15 protein-coding genes and 2 pseudogenes are annotated in these 18,062 nt (G+C 65.9%); 5 read left to right on the forward strand and 12 right to left on the reverse strand.

All coding sequences use genetic code 11. The features are described 5' to 3' along the window. Positions 1-249: 249 nt before the first annotated feature. From M3I53_RS34315 to M3I53_RS34355, 9 genes and pseudogenes are all read right to left on the reverse strand, one after another. Positions 250-990 (reverse strand): ABC transporter ATP-binding protein, encoded by a 741-nt coding sequence (locus tag M3I53_RS34315; RefSeq protein ID WP_254320229.1) that lies wholly within the window; start codon positions 988-990, stop codon positions 250-252. After that, a complete protein-coding gene (locus M3I53_RS34320; protein WP_254320230.1) occupies positions 977-1,966 on the reverse strand; it encodes a branched-chain amino acid ABC transporter permease in 990 nt (329 codons plus the stop codon). The genes M3I53_RS34315 and M3I53_RS34320 overlap by 14 nt, the downstream gene beginning before the upstream one ends. A 5-nt stretch (positions 1,967-1,971) precedes the next feature. Next, on the reverse strand, positions 1,972-2,844 hold the full coding sequence (locus tag M3I53_RS34325; protein ID WP_254320231.1) for a branched-chain amino acid ABC transporter permease: 873 nt from the start codon (positions 2,842-2,844) through the stop codon (positions 1,972-1,974). Positions 2,845-2,872: 28 nt separating this feature from the next. Next, positions 2,873-4,084, reverse strand: coding sequence for an ABC transporter substrate-binding protein (locus M3I53_RS34330; RefSeq protein WP_254320232.1), 1,212 nt, complete (start codon positions 4,082-4,084; stop codon positions 2,873-2,875). An 85-nt stretch (positions 4,085-4,169) separates the two neighbouring features. Beyond that, the gene (locus M3I53_RS34335) at positions 4,170-5,399 is read right to left on the reverse strand and encodes an ABC transporter substrate-binding protein (protein WP_254320233.1); all 1,230 of its coding nucleotides are present in this window, start codon (positions 5,397-5,399) and stop codon (positions 4,170-4,172) included. A gap of 306 nt (positions 5,400-5,705) precedes the next feature. Beyond that, positions 5,706-7,139, reverse strand: coding sequence for a DNA-binding protein (locus M3I53_RS34340; protein ID WP_254320234.1), 1,434 nt, complete (start codon positions 7,137-7,139; stop codon positions 5,706-5,708). A 243-nt stretch (positions 7,140-7,382) separates the two neighbouring features. After that, positions 7,383-7,568, reverse strand: a pseudogene (locus tag M3I53_RS34345) (Zn-dependent hydrolase); the annotation flags it as partial. Further along, positions 7,565-8,740: a M20 aminoacylase family protein gene (locus M3I53_RS34350; protein ID WP_254320235.1), complete on the reverse strand. Its 1,176-nt coding sequence runs from the start codon at positions 8,738-8,740 to the stop codon at positions 7,565-7,567. The gene M3I53_RS34350 and the pseudogene M3I53_RS34345, both read right to left, overlap by 4 nt. A 19-nt stretch (positions 8,741-8,759) precedes the next feature. After that, positions 8,760-9,974 (reverse strand): diaminopropionate ammonia-lyase, encoded by a 1,215-nt coding sequence (locus M3I53_RS34355; protein ID WP_254320236.1) that lies wholly within the window; start codon positions 9,972-9,974, stop codon positions 8,760-8,762. A gap of 115 nt (positions 9,975-10,089) precedes the next feature. Between M3I53_RS34355 and M3I53_RS34360 the strand changes: the two genes are divergently transcribed. Together M3I53_RS34360 and M3I53_RS34365 are read left to right on the forward strand one after the other, a co-directional pair. After that, entirely contained in the window at positions 10,090-10,569 is a 480-nt protein-coding gene (locus tag M3I53_RS34360) for an Lrp/AsnC family transcriptional regulator (RefSeq protein WP_254320237.1), read from the forward strand. Positions 10,570-10,628: 59 nt separating this feature from the next. Continuing rightward, the gene (locus M3I53_RS34365) at positions 10,629-11,390 is read left to right on the forward strand and encodes an aldolase (protein WP_254320238.1); all 762 of its coding nucleotides are present in this window, start codon (positions 10,629-10,631) and stop codon (positions 11,388-11,390) included. 12 nt (positions 11,391-11,402) lie between these two features. Here the strand turns inward: M3I53_RS34365 and M3I53_RS34370 are convergent. The 3 genes and pseudogenes from M3I53_RS34370 to M3I53_RS34380 all read right to left on the reverse strand — a co-directional run. Beyond that, a pseudogene (locus M3I53_RS34370) lies at positions 11,403-12,038 on the reverse strand (crotonase/enoyl-CoA hydratase family protein); the annotation flags it as partial. A gap of 55 nt (positions 12,039-12,093) precedes the next feature. Then, on the reverse strand, positions 12,094-12,873 hold the full coding sequence (locus tag M3I53_RS34375) for an SDR family NAD(P)-dependent oxidoreductase (RefSeq protein ID WP_254320239.1): 780 nt from the start codon (positions 12,871-12,873) through the stop codon (positions 12,094-12,096). A gap of 34 nt (positions 12,874-12,907) precedes the next feature. Continuing rightward, entirely contained in the window at positions 12,908-14,101 is a 1,194-nt protein-coding gene (locus M3I53_RS34380) for a thiolase family protein (protein WP_254320240.1), read from the reverse strand. Positions 14,102-14,442: 341 nt separating this feature from the next. Between M3I53_RS34380 and M3I53_RS34385 the strand changes: the two genes are divergently transcribed. Genes M3I53_RS34385 through M3I53_RS34395 form a run of 3 tightly spaced genes read left to right on the forward strand, consistent with a single transcriptional unit; the run spans position 14,443 to position 18,019 of the window. Continuing rightward, complete coding sequence (locus M3I53_RS34385) at positions 14,443-15,291, forward strand: IclR family transcriptional regulator (RefSeq protein ID WP_254320241.1); 849 nt, start codon at positions 14,443-14,445, stop codon at positions 15,289-15,291. Then, positions 15,270-16,847, forward strand: coding sequence for an AMP-binding protein (locus M3I53_RS34390; RefSeq protein ID WP_254320242.1), 1,578 nt, complete (start codon positions 15,270-15,272; stop codon positions 16,845-16,847). Before M3I53_RS34385 ends, M3I53_RS34390 begins: the two co-directional genes overlap by 22 nt. Positions 16,848-16,888: 41 nt before the next feature. Continuing rightward, on the forward strand, positions 16,889-18,019 hold the full coding sequence (locus tag M3I53_RS34395) for an acyl-CoA dehydrogenase family protein (protein WP_254320243.1): 1,131 nt from the start codon (positions 16,889-16,891) through the stop codon (positions 18,017-18,019). The last annotated feature ends 43 nt before the right edge of the window (positions 18,020-18,062 follow it).

Genomic DNA, 18,062 nt, shown 5'->3' on the forward strand with positions numbered 1-18,062 from the left:
GACTTGGCGGTTGAGGCCGGCGCTGCACCTGTTGTTCTTCTTCGGCAAACGCCTTTCTACCATGCGGACGGCACGCCCCGATGCAGGGCACGTCTCCAGTCGCCCTACGGGCTCCCTTCACCGTGCCCTGCATCAACTAGCCCCGGTCACGATGCGTTGGTCATTTCCGCGAGTTCTTTTTTTGCTCTCGCGTCACACCGCCTCTATGTGACGCCGCCAGATTTGCGCGGATTTAGACCGCCATCGACATCAAGCATGGGCGGCCTCCCCCGTATAGCTGCGCACGACCTCGGGATCGCGGAATACTTCGGCAGGCGGCCCATCGGCGATCAGCTTGCCGAAGTTGAGCACGCACACGCGCCTGCACAGGTTCATCACGGTTTCGATATCGTGCTCAATGATCAGGATGCCTACGTTGTATCGCTCGTGCACCGCCAGCAGCGTTTGCATGAAGCGGCGCTTGGTGGCCGTCTCGAGGCCCCCCAGCACTTCGTCGAGCAACAGCAGCTTCGGCCCCGTCGCGAGCGCCTTCGCCACCTCCAGCGCCTTCAGTTCGGTGAGCGCGAGTTCCGTGGCCGCGTCGCGCTGCGCCTTGCCTTCGAGTCCCAGGAACGCGAGGATTTCGTCGATGCGCGCCTCGTCCACTCGCCCCGTGCCGAAGCGTTGCGCGACGATCAGGTTTTCGCGCACCGTGAGTTCGTGCATGGGCTGCGGCACCTGGAACGTGCGCCCGATGCCAAGGCGCGCGCGCCGATAGAGCGGCGCTTTCAACAGATCCACGTCGGCGAATCGGATCGATCCGCTCGTGGGCCGCACGAGCCCCGAAATTGCGTTGAAAAGCGTCGTCTTGCCCGCGCCGTTCGGGCCGACCAGCCCCACCACGTCGCGTGTGCCGAGCGAGAGCGATACACCGTTGACTGCCGTGATGCCGCCGAAGCGGATCGAGACATCCTGCAGGCGCAGTTCGGCTGCTTGTTCAGCTTGCTGCATAGACACCTCGCCGGGTACGTTTGAAGCGCAGCGCGGTCAGACCCGCGGGGCTCACGATGATCATCGCCACGAGCAGGATGCCCAGCACGATCTGATGCCCCGTCGGCAGCAGGCTCTTGAGCACGAGCTGATCGACCAGGTAGACCGTCACCGCGCCCACGAGCGGTCCGAGGATGGTGCGATAGCCGCCGCAGATCGCCGCGATGATCGGCACGACGGCCCAGCTCGCGTTGAACGCGTAATCGGGTTCGAGAAAATTGATGTAGTGCGCGTTGAATGCGCCCACGAGCCCCGTCATCAGCGCCGAGAGCATCAGCATGGCGAGCTTGAGCATCACGCTGTTCACGCCCACCACGCGCGTCGCGTCCTCCGACTCGTGCATCGCCCGCAGCGCGAGTCCCACATGGCTGCCGCGCAGCCGCGCGTAAATCGCGGCGAACACCAGCACCAGCGTGAGCACGACGAGATACCCGCCGCTCTTGCTGCTGAAATCGAAGCCCGCGACCTTCGGCAGCGCCGGAATGCTGGAAAGGCCGCTCGCGCCGCCCGTGAGATCGGACCATTCGGTCGCGATGATGCGGAAGATCTGCGCATAGGCGAGGATGGCAAGCGCGAAGTACGGCCCCTTCAGGCGCAGCGCGGGCGCCATGGCAAGCGAGGCGACTGCCGCCCCCACGCCACCCGCGAGCATCGCGGGAAACACGGGCCAGCCGGCCTTGAGCGTGAGAAGCGCGGAGACATACGAACCCACGCCGAAAAACGCCGCGTGCCCAAAGCTCACCATGCCGCCCAGATTGCCGAGCAGCGCCCACGCGAGCGCCACGCCCGCGATCGTGAGCGAGGCCACCGCCAGACTCATCAGATACAGGTTCTGCCCGAACACGAGCGGCACGCCGGCATACAGCACGGCCAGCGCCACCGCGAGCCCAGCCAGGCGCGGGCCGGACCAGCCCGTTGTGGTTTTCAATGTCGACATCGATCTCATCCCCTTCGTTTCGCCACACCGAACAGGCCGTCCGGCAGCACGTAGAGCACGAGCAGAAACAGCAGCATGCCCGCGAGTTCCTGCAGCGCCGAACTGGCGAGCGTGACGGTGAGCGCCTCGGTAATGCCGAGCAGCATCGCGCCGGCCAGCACGCCGGGAATCGAGCCCACGCCCGCGAGCACCGTGATGATGAACGCCTTGACGGTCAGCGCTTCGCCAATGGAAGGCTGGATCGCGCTCGACGCGTAGATCGATACGCCCGCGCACGAAGCGAGCAGGCCCGCCACGACGAATGAGATCAGTTCGGTCTTGCGCGGGTCGATGCCCATCAGACGCGCCGCGTCGCGGTTGCTGGAGATCGCGCGCACGGCGCGCCCATACCACGATCGCGAGAGCCACCACCAGAGCGCGAGCATCAGCGCGACGCTGATACCGAACGAGAGCACTTCGCTGCGCATGGAAAGCAGGTTGCCGAGCATCACGCTGTCCTGCAGCCATGCGCTGCCGGTCGAGCGTACGTCGGCCCCCCAGCCCAGCAGCACGGCGTTGGTCAACACGATGCCGATCCCGTAAGTCAGGATCAGCGAGTTCAGCTCGCGGTCGCGCTTGATGCGGCTAACCAGATACCACGCGGCGGCGGCGGCGGCGCAGACCACCGGAATCGCCACCGGAATCGCGAACACGGGGTTCAGGCCGAGCTTCGTCTCGAACGTGTAGGCGATATAGGCGGCAAGCAGCACCAGCTCGCCGTGGGCGAGATTGATGATGCGCATCGAGCCGAACACCAGCGCGAGGCCCAGCGCGACGAGCGCGTAGGCGCCGCCCACGAGCACGCCCGAATACAGCGATTGCAGCAACAGGTCCGTCATCGCGGCTCCTCCTTCGTTGCGCGCGCATTTACCAAGGCAGCGCGGGGTATTTCAACTTGCCCGTGGCGCGCTCTTTCGGCCACACGAGCACGATGCGGTTGCCCTGGATCTGCGCCATGTTGTTCAGGAAAGCGGGGTTGTCGCCGTTCGGCGCGAAGCTCACCTTGCCGATCAGCGTGTCGTGCGGCTTCGCGCGCAGTTCGGCGGCAATGCCGTCCTGCTTGAGCGTGCCCGCGTCCGCGGCGCGCGCCATGGCGTCGAACAGCAGCCGCGACTGCACGTAGGCGAATTCGGCCAGGTAGTCGGGCTCCTTGTGATACGCAGCCTGATATGCCTGCACGAAGGCCCGTCCGTCGGCCGTGCCGAAGTCCGCGGGGTACGGCAGCATCGCGCAGCCGATCACATTGTTGACGAGATCGGGATAGTCGGCGGTCATCTTCGGCGTGACGATGGACCACGCACCCATCACGGCTTTCAGTTGCGGGCGCAGCACCTTGGCCGCACGCAGAATGCCGATATAGTCGTTCTCGTAAGCGATCATCAGCAGAACTTCGGGTTTGTCCTGCAGGCGCACCTTGTTCACGAGCGGCTTGAAGTCCGTCATCGCCGGGTCGAACGCGTGCACCGTCACCGTCACGCCCTGCGCGTGCAGTTGCGTCGAGACTTCGTTGCTGAGGTCGCTGGTGGCCTGCTTCGTCGAGGCGAGAATCGAAACCGACTTCACGCCCATGGCGTTCAGCTGTCCCACCACGGCCTTCGAGTAGCCCGATGCGGGCCCGATGCGGAAAAAGTGCTTGAGGCCGCGCGTGGTCATCGCGCTGTCCACGGCCCCCGAGGTGATATAGACGATGCCCGCCTTGTCGGCCGCTTCCGAAGCCGGGCTCACCGAATTGGAGCCGTAGCCGCCCGTAATGGCGAGCACGCCCTGCGATGCGAGCTTTTCCACCGCCGAAACGGCCTTGGCGGGCTGCGCCTCGTCGTCGACCACGGTGAGCGCGACCTTGTGCTTGCCGTTGCCATTGTTGAAGAGATCGGCGGCGAGCCGGACGCCTTCGAGCTGCGCGTTGCCTGCGCGTGCCATCGAGCCGGTGAGCGGCAACTCCACCCCCACGGGCAGCGTGTCGGCAAATGCGGCGGGCGTGTGGGCGAGCAGCGCGCAGGCGCTTGCGGCGCCCACGCCGATGCGAAAGAGTGCGCGCACGAGGGCGCACGGCTTGCTGCGAGTCGCGAAGCGGACCATCGAACCTCCAAACCTGAGTCTCGGTAATAGGAAGCGGCGCCGTTCAGATGCGGCGCTCGCCCTGTTTCGTTGTTCTATGTTTTTGTTACCACGGCACGCCCGGATACACCGGCTTCGCCGTCGCGTAGGTCGCGGGCCAGACGAGCGCAAGCTTGCCGTCGCGCGCGAACTGGCCCATGTGCGCCACGTAGTTCGCGTTGTCGCCGCGTGCGTCGAACGCGACCTTGCCAATGAAGGTGTCGTCGCGCCGGGTGGCGCGCAGGGTGTCGGCCAGACCGCCATTGCCGAGCGTGCCCGCTTTCTGCGCGTTCGCGATCGCGTCGAACAGCAGTTGCGCGTAGACGAACGACGTCTGCGACTGATAGTTCGAGGTGGTCTTGAAGAGCCGCTGGTACGTATCGGAGAACTCGCGCTGGTCCGCCGAGCGGTAGTCAGCCGGCGAGGAGAGCACGGTCGCGCCATACACGTTCGGCACGAGGTCGGGGAACGACTGCGCCATTTTCGGGCTCGCGAACGCCCATGGCGCCGCAATCGCCTTCAGGTCGGGCTTGAGCACGCGCGAGGCGCGCAGAATGCCCACGTAGTCGTTCTCATAGCCGAGCATCGCCATGGCGTCGGGCTTGTCCTGCAGCTTGACCTTGTTGACGAGCGGCTTGAAGTCGCTGATCGAGGGATCGTAGGCATGCAGGAAGGTCTTCACGCCCTGCGCCTTGAGCGCCGTATCAAGCTGTCTGGCGAGGTCGCTCGTCGCATCCTTCGTCGAGTAGACGATCGCCACCGACTTTACGCCCAGCGTGTTGAAGAGCCCCACCATGCCCTTCGTGTAGCCGGGCGTGTTGCTCACGCGAAAGAAGTTCTTCAGGCCGCGCGTGACCATGTCATCGCTCGTGCCGCCGGACGTCACATAGACGAGTCCCGCCTTGCTCGCGGCTTCCGAAGCCGGGCCGGCGCAGTTCGAATTGGCTGCGCCCGCAATCGCAACCACGTGCTGCGAGGCAAGCTGCTCGACGGCGGCAACGGCCTTGGCCGGGTTCGATTCGTCGTCGACGGCCACCAGCGTGATCCTGTCCTGCGGATGGCGCCGGTTGTAGATGTCGGCCGCCACCTGAATGCCGCGGTACATCTCGGTGCCCGCCTGCGCGAGCGCGCCGGTGAGCGGCAGTTCCACGCCCACGCGCCACTCCGTGGCGTGCGCGAACGACGGCGCGAGCGCGATGGCCAGCGCCGCCGCCAGCGCGCCGCGCAGGTTCGCCCGTGCGGGCCGTCCGCGTCCCTGTTTGCCGATGCTCCCGTGCTGCGTCTCGGGTCGCGTCATGTCTCCTCCTTTGCCTTGGGGGCTTATGTGTGCTTTGGAGTCTGCTGCGCGGCGGCCGCCTGATTCGTTTGTGCGCGCCACTGGACAGGTGCCAGTGTGGTTCAGGCGCGCAAAGCCAACAATTCGTTTTCGGGAAAGCGGGCGTTCGGCTGGCTGGAAGTCGGCATTTGTCCCGATGCCCGCGCACGGGCAGTCAGCGGATCCCTCGGGAAGAGGCAAAAAAAACCGCTGCACTGAGGCAGCGGGCATGGAGAAACGGCTCGGCGCATCGCACGCGCGATGCGCCATCAAAGGGCTACGGTGCGCTCAAGCCGGCGCGTTTTCGGTGCTCAGCTTCGTCACCATGCCGGTCTTGGCGTCGTAGGCATAGCCCTGCTGCTCGAGATGGGCGCTGACCGCTTCGACGACCACTTGCTGCTGGGACTCCTTGCGCAGCAGTTCATGCTCCGGCACGACCTGGCCCAGCTCGGCGGCGAGGCGGCGGCTCAGCGAGGCTTCGCCGGCGCTGCGGGCCAGACCCACGATCGCCTTTTCGTTGGCCTGGGCCAGTTGCTGCTTCAGTCCGTTCGCGTACTCGGACCAGCGCTTGATGTTCTCGCGCGCATCGGTAATCGCGGCAACGTGCTTGGCGGCCTCGCTGGCAAGCTGGGCCTTCAGCGTCTCGACTTCCTCCGGATCGGCGGCCGCGGGCTGTGCCTCGGCTGCGCCCTCTGCGGCTTCGCTCGATTCCGCGGCCTTGGCGAATTCGCCCAGTTCGGCGAGTTCGGTCGCCTGCTGCTGCGCGGCGGCGGCGCGCTCCTGCGCCTCGGTCAGGCTCGCCGTGAGACGCGCGATTTCGGAGGCGTCGGCCGTGCGCTCGTCGCTCAGGCTGGCGAGCTGCTGCTGGGCATTCTGCAGTTCGGTGGCGGCGGCATCGCGCTCCGCCTGGGCACCGGCGGCCTGTTCACGCTGGGCCGCGTGCGCTTCCTGCTCGGCCTGCAGCGCCACGCGAATCGCTTCCAGTTCGCCCTCGAGCTTCGCAACCGCTTCCGCATGGGCCGCTTCGAGCGCTACGCGTTCCGCTTCGTCACTCCCGCTCGAGGCAGCCGGCTCGGCCTGCTCGCCCGCCTCTGCGGCTGCCGCAGCGGCTTCGGCTTGCGCGGCCTGGGCCGCGTGCGCTTCGCGCTCCGCGGCCAGTTCGGCGACCGCGCGTTCCAGCTCTGCCTCGAGCGCCGAAACGCGCTCGGCCAGTTCCTCAGCGCGCTTTTCCGCTGCGTCGGCGCGCTGCATCGCGCTCGCGATGTCTTCCTCGAGACCCGACCCGGCATCGGCCTTCGTCTCGTAGGCGCGCGTCATCTTATCCAGCTGCACTTGCAGGGCGTCGAGTTCCTGGACCGTGGTCTGCAACTCTTCGAGCGCGTTGTCGCGTTCATTGCACGCGTCCTCGACGCGCTCGCGCATCGACTGCAGGCGGCGCGCCACGGCGCGCTCGGCCTCGTCCTGCGCCGACGTCCACAGACGGTCGAGCGCGTCGCGCATCGTATCCGTCACGGTTTCCGGCAACGCAGGGCGTTCCACGACTTGCTGCACGCGCGGCGCGCGCTCCTCGCGCCACTTGCGCAGCGAGGCAGCCACTGCGACCACCGAGCCGGTATGAACCTCGGACCAGATGGCCATGGGAGAAACCTTCTGGCCCTCATCGGCCATCCGTTCCGCGATTTCAGCAACCAGTTCGTCCGTGATCGTAATGCTGCTTGACATATCTGCCTCGAGAAAGTGCGAGCCCACCCCGCGTTTCTAGAGATTGTCGGGCAACCCTCCCCCGGTTAATCGCTCGAAAAGCCGGGTTTAAGGGGAGGTGTTCACAGGATTGCGCCGCCAGGCGTGGTGCGAGCCGCTGCCGCAGCCCGGGCGGGCGCCGCCACGGCGTAGGCGGCGCCCAGCGCCGGCTGAGCCGAAGACATCCCAGGAGCCGCTCACGCGCAGAAGAACGGCACGCGTGCGGATGCGGTCGATGTGCACGTCGAGATCGAGTTCGCGCATCCACGCAACCACACGGTCGCGACCGTCTTTTTCGTCGTCGGTGAGCGCGATGCGTGTGCGCCCACCCGCTTGCGGATCGGCGCCGATTTCACCCAGTTCGCGCAGTTGGCGAAGCAGCACTTCGCCGTTCAGATTCAGCGTATTCATGATCGGTTGGTTCCGACCGGCAACGCCAGGCGCGCGATTTCCGCGAAGTAGCGGGCGCCGGTCATCAGGATGTCGTCGTTGAAATCGTAGCCGGCGTTGTGCAGCGGAATCCCGCCGCGCTCCGGCGCGTCGCCGTTGCCGATGAAGATGAAATTCCCGGGCACGACCTGCAGGAACGCGCCGAAATCCTCGGAGATCATCATCGGCTGCACGTTGGCGTCCACGGCTGCGTCTCCCGCCACGTTGCGCGCGGCGCTCACCGCCAGTTCGACGAACTGCTCCGAATTCACGGTCGGCGCGAATTCGTGCGTGTACTCGAAGCTGCATTCGGCGCCGTGCGTGCGGCAAATGCCGACGCTGACTTCCCGCATGCGGGTTTCTAGCAGCGCTTGCACCTCCTTCGAATAGCTGCGCGTATCGCCCTTGATGATCACGTTCGAGGGAATCACGTTGCGAATGCCGTCGGTGATGAACTCCGTGCAGGAGATCACGGCCTGCAGGCTCGGATCGAGATTGCGCGACACGATGGTTTGCAGCGCGAGCACGATTTGCGCGGCGATGACGATCGGATCGGCCCCCATGTGCGGGCGCGCCGCGTGCGTGCCACGTCCCTTGATATGGATGACGAAGTTATCCTCGCTCGCCATGATGCCGCCCGCGCGCGTGGCAAAAGTGCCGGCGGGCATGCCCGGCATGTTGTGCGCGCCGAAGATCGCATCGACAGGAAACCGATCGAACAGGCCGTCCGCCATCATCGCCTTGGCGCCGCGGCCGTGCTCCTCGGCCGGCTGGAAGATGAACCGCACCGTGCCGTCGAAATCGCGTTGCTCGGCGAGCAGCCGCGCTGCACCGAGGACCATCGACATGTGGCCGTCGTGCCCGCATGCGTGCATTTTTCCCGCGTTCAACGAGGCATGCGCTCGGCCCGGCGCCTGCTCCGCGATATTGAGCGCGTCCATATCGGCGCGCACACCGATCACGCGCTTGCCGTCGCCCACCGTGAGGTTCGCCACGAGCCCCGTGCCGCCAATGCCGCGGTGCACTTCGAGCCCCAGTGTCTCCAGGATGTTCGCCACGTAATGGGCGGTATGGATCTCCTCGAAGCCGGTTTCGGGACGTTGGTGCAGATACTGTCGCCAGCTTTTGAGTTGGCCTTGCAGTGTGCTTTCCATGTGGGTGTCCTCTTTTCGGTTACTGCGCGACCTGGCTCAGCCAGGCGTCGCGGCGTGCCGCCACGGTTTCCGCGGAAACGCCGACCAGTTCCGCGTACACGCCGGGCGCTGTGGCACCCTCGGTGCTGATCAGCAGCACGCGTGAGGTAGCGTCGAGCCCTGCTGCACGCGCAAGAGCGGGATCGCGCATGAGCGTCGCGAGGCCCGCGAGCCCTGCCGCGCCCGATTCGCCCGATACGATCGGCACGTCGCCTGCCGCGCCGGTGGCGAGGCTACGCATCGCTTCTACGGCGTCCTCGTCGTCGATCAGCATAAAGTCATCGACACACTGCTCGAGTATCTGCCACGCGAGCGGCGACGTCTCCCCGCACGCAAGGCCCGCCATCACGGAATCGACCGACCCGGTGGCTTTCGCTGCCCGGCCGGCGATGGCGCTTTGATACAGGCAGTCGGCCTGGCGCGGTTCGACCACGATGAAACGCGGACGCGCCGCGCCATGATGCTCCCACAGGTAGCTGGCTACGCCGGCCGCGAGCCCGCCCACGCCGCCCTGCAGAAACACGTGCGTCCACGCATCGCCGGACTGTTCGATGACCTCCGCCGCGATGGTGCCGTAGCCTTGCATGACGTCGCGCGGGATCGCCTCATAGCCGTCATAGGACGTATCGGAAACAACGTGCCAGCCGTTCGCCTTCGCCAGTTGCGCCGCATGTTCGACCGATTCGTCATAGTTGCCCGCGATGCGAACGATACGCGCGCCGTACGCGGCGATCGCCGCTTCGCGCTCCGCGCTGACGTTCGCATGAAGCACGATCACGCAGTTGCAGCCAATCGATTGCGCGGCTGCGGCGAGCGCCTTGCCGTGGTTGCCATCGGTCGCGCTGATGACCGTGAGGTTCGTGACCATTTCGCCGTACCGGCCCTCGATCAGCTTGCGAGGATCGATCTCCTGCAGGGGCCACAGGCGCATGATGAGGCGCATCAGCGCGATGGGTGCGCCCAGCGCCTTGAAGCTGCCAAGAGGAGAACGAAACGATTCGTCCTTGAGTGCAATGCGAGCAACGCCCAGACGCGCCGCTGCACCGTCCAGATCCCAGAGCGGCGTGGACTCCGGGCTGATTAGCGACCAACCGGCGAGCCATGCCCGGCTCTCGTCGCCCGACTTCACGTTCAGGATGGCTCCGAGCGTTTCGGGATAGGCATGGCGCGTGGCGCGCGGGTTGGCGAACAGCATGGGTAGGCTCCGGTGGACTTGCGATGTCGAAATGATATTGCGCAGCCCTCGCGAAAAAGTCTCATAATGCGGTCACGTCACGCAAAAAAATATCGACTTTCAGGCTCCTGCGTAAATGGCGACACATCTCGACTCCTTCGACCGCAAACTCCTGATGGAAGTCCAGCGCGACGCCCAGACTCCCCAAAACGAACTCGGCGTGCGCGTGAACCTCTCCACGGCTGCTGTGAACCGGCGTTTGCGCCGTCTCGCCGACGAAGGCGTGATCGACCATTACGCGGCGATCGTCTCGCCCGAGAAGGTCGATCATCCCATCACGATCGTCGCGACCGTCGAGGTGGAAAGCGAGCAGATCGACTTGCTCGACGCGATGAAGCGCACGTTTGAGCGCTGTCCGCAGATTCAGCAGTGCTACTACGTCGCGGGCGAGTGGGATTTCGTACTGATTCTCGCGGTGCGAAACATGGACCAGTACACGGAACTCACGCGCGAGCTATTCTTCTCGAACAACAACGTGAAGCGGTTCAAGACGCTGGTGAGCATGAGCCGCGTGAAGGTGGGGCTCGAAGTGCCGCTCGCGCTGGACGGCGAATGAGGAACGCGGGTTGCGAGGCAGACGCAACGCGGTCATTTGAACAACAGGAGCCACGACCCATGAGCAACGCTGTGCATCATGCTGGAGCCATTGAGAGCGACGAGCTGTTCCACCACCCGGAAATCGCGACGCTGCGCGCGGACCTCGCGCTCGCGCTGCGTGCCGCCGCGCATTTCGGGCTCGGCGAAGGCGTCTGCAATCACTTCAGCGTCGCGCTGCCCGGCGAAGACGGCCTCTTTCTGCTGAACCCGCGCGGCCTGATGTGGAGCGAGGTGATGGCGGACGATATCGTCATCGTCGACTCACAGGGAGATGTGATGGCGGGCCGCCATGCCGTGGAGCCGACGGCGATGTTCATCCACGCCGCCATCCACGGCATTGCGAAGAAGGCCTGTGTGCTGCATACCCACATGCCGTACGCAACCGCTCTCACGCTCACGGAGGACTGCGGGCTCGATACGACCTTGTCGCAGAACGCGATGCGCTATCACGGCCGCGTCGCCCTCGACCGCGAGTACAACGGGCTCGCGCTCGGCCCCGAGGAAGGCGAGCGCATCGCGCATGCGCTCGACGGTAGAGATATCGGCTTCCTCGGCAACCACGGCGTAGTGGTGTGCGGCGAGCGCATCGACTACGCGTTCGACGACCTCTATTACCTCGAGCGCGCCTGCGCCGCTCAGGTGCTCGCGGTCTCCACCGGGCGCGCGTTGCGGCCCGTGGCGGCCGGCCTCGCGCAGCGCGTGGCCGACCAGATTCAGGGCGAGCGATTGCAGTCGGAGTTGTTCTTCGCGGCACTGCGAAGAACGCTCACGCACGCTTGACGAAAGGGAACCCTACTTGCCCTGCCACACCGCCATGCGCTTCTCCGCAAACGCCGCCGCGCCCTCTCGCGCGTCGGCGGAGGCGAACACCGGGTCCGTGATCTCGCGCTGACGCGCGAACATCTCCATACTGGACCAGTCTCGCGACTCGCGCATCACGCGCTTGCTCGCAGCCACCGCGAGCGGGCCGTTTGCCACGATCTTCTGCGCGAGTTCAATTGCGCCCGCCAGTGCTTCCCCCGGCGCGGTGAGACGGTTGACGAGGCCGAACTCGAAGGCCCGCTGCGCACCGAACATGTCGCCGGTGAGCACGAGTTCCATCGCGATGCGCTCCGGCAACTGCTGTTGCAGACGCAACAATCCGCCAGCCGCGGCGCATAGCCCGCGCTTCACTTCGGGCAAACCGAACTGCGCGTTGTTCGCGGCCACGACGAGATCGCTCGCGAGCACGACTTCGAATCCTCCCGCAAGCGCATAGCCCTCGACCGCCGCAATGAGCGGCTTGCGCGGCGGCGCTTCAGTGAGCCCGGCAAAGCCGCGGCCCGGCAGGCTCGGCCGCTCGCCTTTGAGAAAGCCCTTCAGGTCCATGCCCGCGCAAAACGTGCCGCCCGCGCCGGTGATGATGGCGAGCCGCAGATCAGGTGAGGATCTGGATGCCGTCGCGGAATTCGATCAGCAATTCGTCGCTCATGGTCGGCCTCGCTCAGCGCGGCTGCATGCGAATCGCGCCGTCAAGGCGAATGGTCTCGCCGTTGAGCATCGGATTCTCGAGAATGTGCAGCGCGAGCGCGGCGAATTCGTCGGCTTCACCCAGTCGCGGCGGGAACGGCACCATGCGACCGAGCGATTCGCGAATCTCCTCGGGCAGACGCGCGAGCAGCGGCGTGTCGAAGAGGCCTGGCGCGATCGTGCACACACGGATGCCCTTGCTCGCCAGGTCGCGCGCGGCCACGAGCGTCATGCCCACCACGCCCGCCTTCGACGACGCATACGGCACCTGCCCGATCTGCCCTTCATACGCCGCCACCGAAGCCGTGAGCACGCAAGCGCCGCGCTCGCCTCCCGCATCGGGCTCGTTGCGCGCCATCGCCGCCGCCGCGAGGCGCAGCGCGTTGAAGGTGCCGAAGAGATTCACGCGCACCACGTTTTCATAGGCTTCGAGCGAGCCCGGCGAGCCGTCCTTCTCGATCAGGCGCACTGCGCCGCCGCGGCCTGCGCAATGCACCAGCGAGCGCAGCGTGCCGCGCTCCGTAGCCGCCTCGAATACAGCGTTCATGTCGTCGGCGCTCGTCACATCGGCAGCCACGAAGCTCGCGTGCGCGCCGAGTTCATCGGCCACCGCCGCGCCGCGCGAGCTGGCGAGGTCGGCGATCACGACCTGTGAGCCTTTTGCCAGCAGTCGCTTCGCGCTCGCGAGACCCAGCCCCGAAGCGCCGCCCGTCACCACCGCTACCGTGCCGGCGAATTTGTTCTGTTCGTCCATCTGTCGTTTCTCCTTCGTTGTTCGTGGTCGCGCTTTAGAGGCGTTCGATGAGGGTCGCGTTGGCCATGCCGCCCGCCTCGCACATCGTCTGCAGGCCGTAGCGACCGCCGTTCACTTCGAGCGAATTGAGCATCGTGGTCATGAGCCGCGCGCCCGAGGCGCCGAGCGGATGCCCGAGCGCAATCGCGCCGCCCGCCGGGTTCAGCCGCGCCGCGTCCGCGCCCAGCGCCTTCTGCCAGGCGAGCGGCACGGCGGCAAATGCCTCGTTCACTTCGAAGTGCGAAATATCGTCGATGGTGAGGCCGCGCTTCTTCAGCAGACGTTGCGTGGCGGGAATGGGGGCGGTCAGCATCATCAGCGGATCGTCCCCGCAGACGTCGAACGCCACGATGCGCGCACGCGGCTTCAGTCCCAATTGCGCGGCCTTCTGCTCGCTCATGATGAGCAGCGCCGAGGCGCCATCCGAGATTTGCGAGGCGTTGCCCGCCGTGACGTTCCAGCGGATGCCCGGAAAGCGCGCCGCGAGTTCGGCGCTCTCGAACGAGGGCGCGAGGCCCGCGAGCCGCTCGACGGTCGTGCCGGCGCGGATGGTTTCGTCGAGGTCCACGCGACGCACGCCTTCGGTGCCCGGCACGTCGATCGGCACAATCTCGCGCGCGAACTGGCCCGCGGCGCGCGCGGCATCGGCGCGACGGTGCGACTCGGCCGAGTAGCTGTCGAGCGCCTCGCGGGTGAGCGCCCACTTCTGCGCCACGAGATCGGCACTCACGCCCTGCCCGACCATGCCTTCGGGATAGCGTGCGTGGTACAGCGCGCCGTACGGATCGCGGCCGATGCGCGAAGAGCCCATGGGCACGCGGCTCATCGACTCGACACCGCCGGCCACGACGATCTCGTTCACACCCGCCATGATCGCCTGCGCCGCGAAATGGATCGCCTGCTGGCTCGACCCGCACTTGCGCTCGATGGTGGTGGACGGCACGTGTTCCGGAAAGCCCGCCGCGAGCCACGCGAGGCGGCCGGGCGTGGAGGCCTGCTCGCCCACCTGGCTCACGCAGCCGATCATCACGTCGTCCACGCTGCCGGGGTCGAGATCGTTGCGCACGATCAGTTGCTGGAGGACCTGCGAGAGCAGATCCACGGGATGCAGATCGACGAAAGCGCCGCCCGCCTTGGTCCGGCCCATTGGGCTGCGCACTGCGTCGACGATTACCGCGCTGTTGGTCATGGTTCTCTCAACGGTTGAAAGTGACAAAAAAATGAATCACATGACTCAAAATACACGTCACCAGCTCGCAATTTCAATAGTGATAAACATATTTCGGTACTTATGACTCATTTTTATTGATTTCTGCCTCACGTTCCGCGACACTGTTTAGGCGACTTGATCCCCAGAGATCGAAAAAAGAGACGTCAGCACGCGGCTGCGAGCGGCGCGGCATTAAGAACGCGGAAAAATGAGCCAGCTGTCTTAAAAAATTGTTCCGGCGTGCGACAGGAAGCTAGAATCCGGGGTTTGCCGCGAGCCGCACCGGCGCGCCGCGCCCTTACCCCGACGAAGGACCCGAAATGAACGATCAGGCCAACTCCCGCACCGACGACGCCGCCGACTCGCAGCTCGTGAGCGCGCTCGCGCGCGGCATCCGGATCCTGCAGTGCTTTTCGATGGGAGACGCGGAGCTGTCGGCGCGCGATCTGGTCGAGCGCACGGGGTTGCCCAAGCCCACGGCGCTGCGGCTCATCAACACGCTCGCGGAGTTCGGCTTGCTGCGCTATTCGGAGCGCATTTCGAAGTATGTGCTCGGCACGGAGATGCTGAGCCTCGCCGCCCCGGCGCTCGGCCGCATGACGATCCGGCAGATCGCGCGGCCGATGATGCAGGAGCTGGCCGACTACTGCCACGGCCAGGTGACTCTCGCGGTGGGCTACCGCCTGAACATGGCGTACGCCGAAGTGATTCAGGGCGAAGGCAGCGCGGTGTATCGCTCGGAAACGGGCACGCGGCTCTCGCTTTCGCGCACGGCGTCGGGCCGCGCGTATCTGTGGACCGCGCCGGGCGCAGAGCGCGAGCAGTACTTGCAGGAAACGCTCGCGCGCGACCCCGCCAAGGGCGAGTTGCTCGCGCAGCGCCTCGAGCTTGCACACCAGGAGTTGCGCGCGCACGGCTGCACGCTCTCGCATGGCGACATGCAGCGCGAGATCCATTCGGTGGCGATTCCGCTGTCCGCCCCGATCGACGACGAGTATTGGGTTTTTAGCTGTTCGATTGCAGTTTTCAACATCAGCGGCAACCAGCTGACCGACGACATCGCCCCTCGGCTGATGTCGCTCGTCAGGCGCGTGGAGGCAGCGCTCGGCAGCATGACTGGCGCCGCGCATGACATGGAGACGAGACCGTGGAGCGTGTCCGGGAACTAGCTGTAGCAGCACCCACGCGGGAAGCCCTGTGCTTCCCCGCACTCAACCAGATCATCACCTACCGGGAGCTGGACGCACGCGCGGAGCGCATCGCGCACTGGCTCCTTGGCCTCGGCCTGCAACCCGGCGACGGCATCGCACTGCTGTTCGAGAATCAGCCCGCGCTCGCCGTCATCGCCATCGGCGCCGAGCGCGCCGGTCTCTACTACACCCCCATCAGCATCCAGTTGAAAACACGCGAGGCCGCGCACGTCCTTAAGGACTGCGGCGCGCGCGTGTTGATCGTTTCACAGGCCATGCATGAACTCGCCGCCACGCTCGTGGCCGAAGGCGCGGCGCAGGGCGTCGCCTGCTTCGTTGCGGGTGCGGGTGCGGGTGCGGGTGCGGGTGCGGGTGCGGGTGGAACGCTGCCCGGCTTTGCTTCGTTCGAAGCGGCGCTCGCCGCGGTCGATGCGAGCGCGCCGTTGCCGCCGCTGCCGCGCGGACGCGACTTCCTCTATTCATCGGGCACGACCGGCCTGCCCAAAGGCATCCGCAAGCCGCTCGTGCCGTTCGAACAGCGCGACGCCGACGACACCGAAACCGCGGCATGGCGCAAGACGTTCGGCTTCAGCGCCGATTCCGTCTACCTGAGCACCGCGCCGCTCTACCACGCCGCGCCGCTGCGCTACCTCATGCGCGTGCTGCACACGGGCGCTCGCGCCATCGTGCTGCAGAAGTTCGACGCCGAGGCCGCGCTCGACGCCATCGCGCGCTACCGTGTCACGCACAGCCAGTGGGTGCCGACGATGTTCATCCGCCTCCTGAATCTGCCCGGGACCACGCGCGCGCTATACGACGTGAGCAGCCTGCGTGTGGCGATCCACGCCGCCGCGCCCTGCCCGCCGCACATCAAGGAGCAGATGATCGCGTGGTTCGGCCCCGTGATCTACGAGTACTACGCGGGCTCGGAAAGCGTGGGCCTCACGGCGATCGACTCCGGCGAATGGCTCGCGCATCGCGGCTCGGTCGGGCGCCCAAAATACGGACAGATCCATATCGTCGACGATGAGGATCGCGAACTGCCTGTGGGCGAGGTTGGCCGCGTGTTCTTTGAAGGCGGCCCCGCTTTCGAGTACCACAACGATCCGGTGAAGACGCGCAGCGTCTACAACCGCCACGGCTGGGCGACCTACGGCGACATCGGGCATGTCGATGCGGAAGGCTATTTGTACCTGAGCGACCGGCGGGTGGACCTCATCATCAGCGGCGGCGTGAACGTCTATCCGCAGGAGATCGAAAACGTGCTCGCCGAGCATCCCGCCGTGGCCGACGCCGCGGTGATCGGCGTGCCGCACCCCGAGTTCGGCGAGGCCGTGAAAGCGGTCGTGCAACCGCGCGAGCGCGACGCCGCGAGCCCGCAGCTCGCCGAGGAGCTGATCGCGTTCTGCCGCGAGCGCCTTTCGCATATCAAGGTGCCGCGCTCGGTCGATTTCGAGGAGGCGCTGCCGCGCCACGACAATGGCAAGCTGCTGCGGCGCATTCTCAAGGAACGCTACCGCCAGACCGCGGTTTGATACGGAAAACGAAATTGCACGAGACACTGGAGACTTCCCCTATGCGCACCGTATTCCGTGACGATCACGAGATTTTCCGTGATCAGGCCCGCCGCTTTATCGAGCGCGAAATCGTGCCGTTCCATCATCAATGGGAACTAGAAGGCATCGTGCCCAAGTCGGTCTGGCGGCGTGCGGGCGAGGAAGGCCTGCTGTGCTGCACGATTCCCGAAGAGTACGGTGGTGGCGGCGGCGACTTCGGCCACGCGGCCATCATGATCGAGGAGCTGGCGCGCGTGAATGCGAGCGGCATCGGCTTTCCGCTGCATTCGGACATCGTTGCGCCTTATATCTTCGCGTACGGCACCGAGGCGCAAAAGCGCGAGTGGCTGCCGAAGCTCGCGCGCGGCGAGCATATCGGCGCCATCGCCATGACGGAGCCTGGCACCGGCAGCGATCTCAAGTCCGTGCGCACCACCGCGCGCAAAGATGGAGACCACTACGTCATCAACGGCCAGAAGACTTTCATCACGAACGGACAGAATGCGAGCCTCGTGGTGGTGGTCTGCAAGACTGCGCCCGAACTGGGCGGCAAGGGCGTCTCGCTGATCGTGGTCGAAGAGGGCACGCATGGCTTCAGCAAGGGCCGCAAGCTCGACAAGATCGGCCTGCGCGCGCAAGACACGTCCGAGCTTTTCTTCGAGGACGTGCGCGTGCCCGTCACGCAGCGGCTTGGTGAGGAGAACCAGGGCTTCTCGTACCTCATGCGCGAACTCGCGCAGGAGCGGCTCGTGATCGCGGTGCGCGCTGCCGCGTCGATCGAGGGCATGCTCGAGCGCACGATCCGCTATACGCGCGATCGCAAGGTGTTCGGCCAGGCTATCTTCGATTTCCAGAATGCGCGCTTCAAGCTCGCGCATGCGCGCGCGAAGGCGGAGATGGTGCGCACCTATGTCGATCACTGCATCGCGCGGCACCTGCGCCGCGAACTGTCGCCCGTGGACGCCGCCATGGCGAAGCTCAACGCGACCGAACTGCAGAACCAGCTGCTCGACGAATTCCTGCAGCTGCACGGCGGTTACGGCTACATGTCCGAGTATGTGGTGGGCACCGCGTGGGTCGATGCACGCGTGATGCGCATCTACGGCGGCACGGACGAGATCATGAAGGAAATCATCGCGCGCACGCTGTGAGGGCGCGTGAATCGACACACTGGCAAGCGGGCAGGAAAGCACA

The sequence above is a fragment of the Paraburkholderia sp. CNPSo 3272 genome (assembly GCF_024206495.1).
In the GTDB taxonomy this organism is placed as follows: domain Bacteria; phylum Pseudomonadota; class Gammaproteobacteria; order Burkholderiales; family Burkholderiaceae; genus Paraburkholderia.

What these genes read in the sequence shown, in the direction of transcription:
- M3I53_RS34325 (WP_254320231.1), bottom strand. Translation starts at nt 2,844, where the DNA reads ATGACGGACCTGTTGCTGCAATCGCTGTATTCGGGCGTGCTCGTGGGC.
- M3I53_RS34315 (WP_254320229.1), bottom strand. Translation starts at nt 990, where the DNA reads ATGCAGCAAGCTGAACAAGCAGCCGAACTGCGCCTGCAGGATGTCTCG.
- M3I53_RS34335 (WP_254320233.1), bottom strand. Translation starts at nt 5,399, where the DNA reads ATGACGCGACCCGAGACGCAGCACGGGAGCATCGGCAAACAGGGACGC.
- M3I53_RS34355 (WP_254320236.1), bottom strand. Translation starts at nt 9,974, where the DNA reads ATGCTGTTCGCCAACCCGCGCGCCACGCGCCATGCCTATCCCGAAACG.
- M3I53_RS34365 (WP_254320238.1), top strand. Translation starts at nt 10,629, where the DNA reads ATGAGCAACGCTGTGCATCATGCTGGAGCCATTGAGAGCGACGAGCTG.
- M3I53_RS34330 (WP_254320232.1), bottom strand. Translation starts at nt 4,084, where the DNA reads ATGGTCCGCTTCGCGACTCGCAGCAAGCCGTGCGCCCTCGTGCGCGCA.
- M3I53_RS34375 (WP_254320239.1), bottom strand. Translation starts at nt 12,873, where the DNA reads ATGGACGAACAGAACAAATTCGCCGGCACGGTAGCGGTGGTGACGGGC.
- M3I53_RS34320 (WP_254320230.1), bottom strand. Translation starts at nt 1,966, where the DNA reads ATGTCGACATTGAAAACCACAACGGGCTGGTCCGGCCCGCGCCTGGCT.
- M3I53_RS34340 (WP_254320234.1), bottom strand. Translation starts at nt 7,139, where the DNA reads ATGTCAAGCAGCATTACGATCACGGACGAACTGGTTGCTGAAATCGCG.
- M3I53_RS34380 (WP_254320240.1), bottom strand. Translation starts at nt 14,101, where the DNA reads ATGACCAACAGCGCGGTAATCGTCGACGCAGTGCGCAGCCCAATGGGC.
- M3I53_RS34360 (WP_254320237.1), top strand. Translation starts at nt 10,090, where the DNA reads ATGGCGACACATCTCGACTCCTTCGACCGCAAACTCCTGATGGAAGTC.
- M3I53_RS34350 (WP_254320235.1), bottom strand. Translation starts at nt 8,740, where the DNA reads ATGGAAAGCACACTGCAAGGCCAACTCAAAAGCTGGCGACAGTATCTG.
- M3I53_RS34395 (WP_254320243.1), top strand. Translation starts at nt 16,889, where the DNA reads ATGCGCACCGTATTCCGTGACGATCACGAGATTTTCCGTGATCAGGCC.
- M3I53_RS34385 (WP_254320241.1), top strand. Translation starts at nt 14,443, where the DNA reads ATGAACGATCAGGCCAACTCCCGCACCGACGACGCCGCCGACTCGCAG.